General features: G+C 48.0%; 4 protein-coding genes and 1 pseudogene. All 5 read left to right on the top strand.

Translation table 11 applies throughout. The features are described 5' to 3' along the window. Positions 1-183, top strand: a pseudogene (locus COY37_RS08910) (phosphomannomutase); the annotation flags it as partial. A 176-nt stretch (positions 184-359) separates the two neighbouring features. Next, a complete protein-coding gene (locus COY37_RS08905) occupies positions 360-1,568 on the top strand; it encodes a nucleotide sugar dehydrogenase (protein ID WP_286977278.1) in 1,209 nt (402 codons plus the stop codon). Further along, positions 1,565-2,587 carry an NAD-dependent epimerase/dehydratase family protein gene (locus COY37_RS08900; protein WP_286977276.1) on the top strand — a complete coding sequence of 341 codons (1,023 nt, stop codon included), beginning with the start codon at positions 1,565-1,567 and terminating at the stop codon, positions 2,585-2,587. Before COY37_RS08905 ends, COY37_RS08900 begins: the two co-directional genes overlap by 4 nt. Then, entirely contained in the window at positions 2,577-3,353 is a 777-nt protein-coding gene (locus tag COY37_RS08895; RefSeq protein ID WP_286977275.1) for a glycosyltransferase family 2 protein, read from the top strand. The genes COY37_RS08900 and COY37_RS08895 overlap by 11 nt, the downstream gene beginning before the upstream one ends. Before the next feature lie 192 nt (positions 3,354-3,545). Beyond that, complete coding sequence (locus COY37_RS08890; RefSeq protein ID WP_286977274.1) at positions 3,546-5,306, top strand: hypothetical protein; 1,761 nt, start codon at positions 3,546-3,548, stop codon at positions 5,304-5,306. Positions 5,307-5,534 lie beyond the last annotated feature (228 nt).

Below are 5,534 nucleotides of genomic sequence, written 5' to 3'. Positions count from 1 at the left end.
AAGATTGTCGACATTATTACCGTTGATGGGCTAAGGATAATTTTTGAGGACGGGTGGGGGCTTATCCGCGCCTCAAATACCCAACCGGTTCTGGTCCTGCGTTTTGAAGCAGCCTCCCTGGAGCGCAGGGATTATCTGCGTGCCTTCGTTGAGGGAGAACTTAAACTGCACTGTAAGCTTTAAACGGCCCCGCTAATTGTAATCTTTACTCTTCGGGTTGGCAAAACCTCCATCAAACCTCCATCAAGCACTTGGAAATCCTTACTAGAGAGAGTAAAATTGAAGTGCTAACGGCCACGACGTTATTAATAGAGCCATAAACCAACAAACAAGCACGTGAAAGGTTTGGTTGCAAGACGATGGATAAGGAAAGCGCGACGTTTCTCTATGATGTCTGCGTAGTAGGGGGATGCGGCCATGTAGGCCTCCCGTTTGCCCTGGTGCTAGCAGATAGCGGTCTTAAGATCGCCGTTCAAGATCTTGACGAGGCTAAGGTCCAGCAGGTAATGTCCGGACACATGCCTTTTATGGAGAACGGGGCGCAGGAGATACTGGAGCGGGTTATCGGTAATAACCTATGGGCGAAGAACGACCCATCACAGATCTCAAACAGCCGCTATGTGGTGGTAGTGATTGGAACCCCGGTGGACAGGCACTTAAATCCTAACTTTGCGGATATTAACGACTTCTTTAATACAATTTCCCCTTATTTGGTCGATAACCAGCATATCATTCTTCGTAGTACGGTCTATCCAGGCACAACCGAGAAGGTTAAGAGCATACTCGATAGTGCTGGAAAGCGCTTATCGATAACGTTTTGCCCGGAGAGGATCGCGCAGGGCAAAGCTATTGAAGAACTTAAGGTCTTGCCGCAGATAGTATCCGGTTTTGATGATCGCTCGATCCGTGAGGCAAGCGAGCTATTCTCACGGATTAATGATGATATCGTGGTGCTCACACCTATAGAGGCGGAGCTGGCGAAGCTCTTTACCAACTCATGGAGGTATATACAGTTTGCCACCGCAAACCAGTTTTTTATGATAGCCAGCCAGTATAACCTCGATTTCTATCGCATCTTTGATGCGATGCGCTATAACTACCCGCGCACCGCCGGATTCCCAGGTGCGGGCTTTGCCGCAGGGCCATGCTTGCTTAAAGATACCCTTCAGCTAGCCGCCTTCAATAAAAATAATTTCTTTCTGGGTCATGCCGCTATGCTTGTCAATGAGGGTCTGCCCAGCTTTATCGTCGAGGAGCTAAAGAAGACCCATGGCTCGCTTAGCGACAAGGTGATAGGTATACTTGGAATGGCATTTAAGGCCAATAACGATGATTTTCGTGAATCATTGGCCTATAAGCTGCGGAAAATACTCGGGGTTGAGGCAAAAGAAGTCCTCTGCACCGATCCTTTTATTAAAGATGATTCTTTCCATACGCTTGATGAGACGATTAAGCGTTCAGATATAGTAATACTTGCCTCTCCCCATGATGAGTACAGGGATATAGATTTTGCAGGCAAGCTTATTGTTGATGTTTGGAACTATTACGGGCAAGGGATAACACTATGAAAGTATTGATTACCGGAGCAGCAGGCTTTATTGGAGGCTATCTAATAGGAGAACTGCTGGATTCCGGGTACCAAGTAATCGGTCTTGATGATTATTCGAAATATGGACCGGTGAAGAGAAGTTTTGACTCTTCTCCCCACTACACGTTTGTGGAAGGAGATGCCAAGGATATCGACCTTTTAAAGGAGTTGATAGCCGATTGCGACCACTTCGTAGCCGGGGCGGCGATAATCGGGGGCATCTCTTTATTCCATCAACTGGCCTACGACCTTATTGCTGAGAACGAGCGCCTCACGGCGGCCGCTTTTGATGCCGCTATTTGGGCGTACAAGAATAAACAGCTGAAAAAGATGACGGTTATATCGTCCTCAATGGTCTTTGAGAGCACCACGACCTACCCTAGCTGTGAGGGGGACCAGTTGAAATGCCCTCCACCGCTCTCAACCTATGGGTTTCAGAAGTTAGCCACTGAGTATTTTGCTAAAGGCGCGTTCGAGCAGTACGGGCTTCCGTTCACCAGCATAAGGCCTTTTAACTGTGTTGGTCTTGGAGAAAAGCGCGCAAAGCAAGAGAGCGAGGTCATGTCCGGCAACGTAAAGCTGGCTATGAGCCATGTCGTGCCGGACTTAATCCAAAAGGTGCTAAAGGGCCAGGACCCCTTGCATATTTTGGGCCAGGGCAATCAAATTCGCCACTACACGTATGCCGGCGATATTGCCCGTGGCATCAGACTATCTATTGAAAAGCCCGAAGCAACCAATGAGGACTTTAATATCTCAACGGATAGGTCCACTACCGTGCTTGAGCTTGCTGAGTTGATTTGGAAGAAGATCAAGGGCCCGGATACACCGTTCAGATATGTAAGCGACCCGCCATTTTCTTACGACGTGCAAAAGAGGGTTCCCAGTGTTGATAAGGCGCGACGCGTGCTTGGGTTTGAAGCTACGACAACCTTGGAGGAAGCATTAGATGAGCTTATTCCTTGGATCAAGCAGGAGATAGAGGTCGGTGGCATCTAAGAAAACGCTCAACATTGTCGTCCCCGTTTACAATGAGAGCGAAACTATTATTAAGACACTCGACGAAGTTAGAGAAAACGCTATGCCTCCCTGTAAGATATGGATCGTCTACGATTTTGATGAGGATACGACGATTCCGGTGGTCAAGCAGGCAGAGGGCGATTATCCATATCCCGTTAACCTTATCAAAAACGAGTTCGGCAGGGGTGCGCTGCAGGCCATTAAAACCGGGTTAAAGCGGTCTACCGATGGGTCCGCCCTGGTAATAATGGCCGATCTCTCGGATGATCTCTGTATCGTTGAGCGCATGAGAGAGATGATAGAGCGCGACGGTTTTGATGTGGTATGCGGGTCCCGCTACATGAAGGGTGGCCGCCAGATCGGGGGCCCACTTATCAAGCGGACTATGTCCCGGGTGGCGGGCATCTCATTACACCTGCTAACAGGCATACCAACTCATGATGTCAGTAACAGTTTTAAGATGTACGGCGAGCGGGTTTTATCGACAATAGAGATCGAGAGCAACGGCGGGTTTGAGTTAGGCATGGAACTTACCGTAAAGGCCTTTATAAAGGGATATAAGGTAGGCGAGATACCGTCGACCTGGTGGGATAGAACAGCCGGCCAGTCGAGATTTCGGCTTATATCCTGGTTGCCAAATTATCTGCACTGGTATTTTTATGCCATTAAGGGGCGCTTAAAAGGATTACCACCCAAGCAGAACAAGAAATCTGCTTCCACGCATTCCGAGGGCGTAGCTAGCTAGGGCGCATAGCGTTTCCTTAGAGAAAAAGAGGGAGCTTGCCGCATTTTATAGCGTACACCACCTTGACGGTTCCCTGCGGCTATACTACAATCTCGTTTGAGTATTAGCTATATGACGAGCTACGTAGGGAGCGAAGGACTGTACATCGATGTTGCCGGGAGCAGGGACAATGAACCTTTATGGTGAGAACCTATGACAAAGAAGCAAACCCCTAGGAAGAAAGACCTGTCATCCCCCACACCAATTACCACTGATTGGCAAAGCCAAGTAACTTCGGTGGCTTTTTTATCCCGTTTTGCGGCCTCGGCTATGGTGGGGCTTTTCGCTTATATGGTCATGGTGAAGCACTTGGTTGCCTTGCCACCCTTTTTAGACGCCCTGCTCGCCCTGCTTTTTTCCGGGGTACTGCTATTTGCAGATAAGTTAAAAGTTCAGGCAAAAGGCGCCAAGAAGGGTAAACCGACCTTCTCACCTCTACGTCTTATCGCGCTTACCATCCTGGGGGCGCTGGTTTTTGTCTATAATTTCTGGTTTTTTAAGACTGCGCCAATCATAGTAATGCCCCTGGTGCTTGCAGTAGTTCTTCGACTCTTAACGCCTGGGCTGGACCAATGGATATCCGTGGCCTTAAGTTCAGCAGCTACCTTCTTCGGTTGTATAACCGCTTCTTTTATATTTAGCCTGGAGAATTTTCAAGCATTTGTCTCCACATGGGCGAGCACAAACCCGGATACCTTTTTTGCAGTTTTCCAGGATGCAGTCACAAGTATGCCTTTCTTTGCGCCCTCATCGCTTGCGCCCACGCCGGACTCGGCACAGGTACTGCTTTTAACTATAGCAATGGTCGGTCTAGCTGGGTTATTTGCTGTTCTAATAACCTATACTGAAAAGAGTTGGCAGCCCCTAAAGCAATGGCTCCCACATATTCTTATAGCGATTATCGCACTTAATTTTCTTGTAATATCAGCTGGGAGCAGCGAAAAGCTTACATCGACGCTTTCGATGAACCCTCCCAACGAGAGCTATGCCTACGATGCATATGTTTATTTAAAGACCTATTACAATATGACTGGTGGAGAAAATTATTATCACGCTTTACCTGATGCAGTTAAAGGGGACAAGAGGGTAAACGACCCAACGAAGGAATGGTTGAGCGGATACATAACATTTAGATTGCCCACGGTTTTCTACTTATGGCGGATATTTGCAGGCAGTAATGGGGGTAATATCTACTACCTCTCGCTCATGCTTGCCGTTATTGCCTTGGTTCTAACCTTCTATGGAATAAATAGGACTGCGGGTGCAGGTGTGGCGGGCTTAAGCGCTCTGCTTGTTGCGCCGTATCTATACCTGGGCGCCAACTGGGTTAATATCCTGTTTCCCGATTGGTGGGCGGCCCTTTTTGGGCTGATTGGTGTAGCCCTGTTTTTTCAGAAACAGTATATCGGGGCTGCTGCGGTGGTTACCCTGGCCGCACTATCACGCGAGCCCATGGGCGTGCTGATAGCGGCGGGTTTACTTGCAGGGATAGTAACGAAGGAGCGCAAGATATGGCTCTCCTTTGGAATCGCCCTGATATCGTTTCTTGCGCTCTATGCGCTACACCAGTATCTTGTGAGGACGAGTATAGTGTTGGCCAGCGGCGAGGGCTTATCGACGTTCTTTGTCGGTTGGAATATGATCTCCGTGTCCTTGGCCACAAATTATCTTGCATATCCAATTACATTTCTCGGTATAAGCACGATTCTTCCGTTTGCGGCAATTGTTGCGGCCTTCTATCAGAAAGAGCGGGTATGCCGCATCTTTATCGCGTCTTTAATGGTGGGCTTTGTTCTTTATCTTCTCGCAGCGCGCGCCAGCTCTTATCAGGGTCAGTTATTTATGCCGCTAGTCCTGGTTTCACTGCCGTTTTTATTGCGGCCCTACCTATATGAAGAAAAGCTTGCAGTGTGATCCAGTAACTTTTCTTGAATCACTGCATTAATAGCGGCGAAAGCACTTTACTCCTAGAGAACACCTCGTTACTCTTCTAAGCCCAACAGAGCTAGCAAAAAAAAGATTCTTCAAAATCTTTAAAGGTATAAAAGCACAAACGCAGAATTAGGCAAGTGAGTAAAAAGCGCTTGCCTATTTTTATTCTTAAGGAGGTGAACTGTAAACAAGCGCTGTTTGACGACAATT

It is taken from the genome of Candidatus Aquicultor secundus, from assembly GCF_002791875.1.
Lineage (GTDB): Bacteria > Actinomycetota > Aquicultoria > Aquicultorales > Aquicultoraceae > Aquicultor_A > Aquicultor_A secundus.
Note: the sequence above shows the minus strand (reverse complement) of the source record. Positions and strands in the feature narration are given on the sequence as shown.

Bases quoted from the DNA above. Each gene is read 5' to 3' on its own strand.
- COY37_RS08905 (WP_286977278.1), top strand. From the start codon at position 360: ATGGATAAGGAAAGCGCGACGTTTCTCTATGATGTCTGCGTAGTAGGG.
- COY37_RS08900 (WP_286977276.1), top strand. From the start codon at position 1,565: ATGAAAGTATTGATTACCGGAGCAGCAGGCTTTATTGGAGGCTATCTA.
- COY37_RS08890 (WP_286977274.1), top strand. From the start codon at position 3,546: ATGACAAAGAAGCAAACCCCTAGGAAGAAAGACCTGTCATCCCCCACA.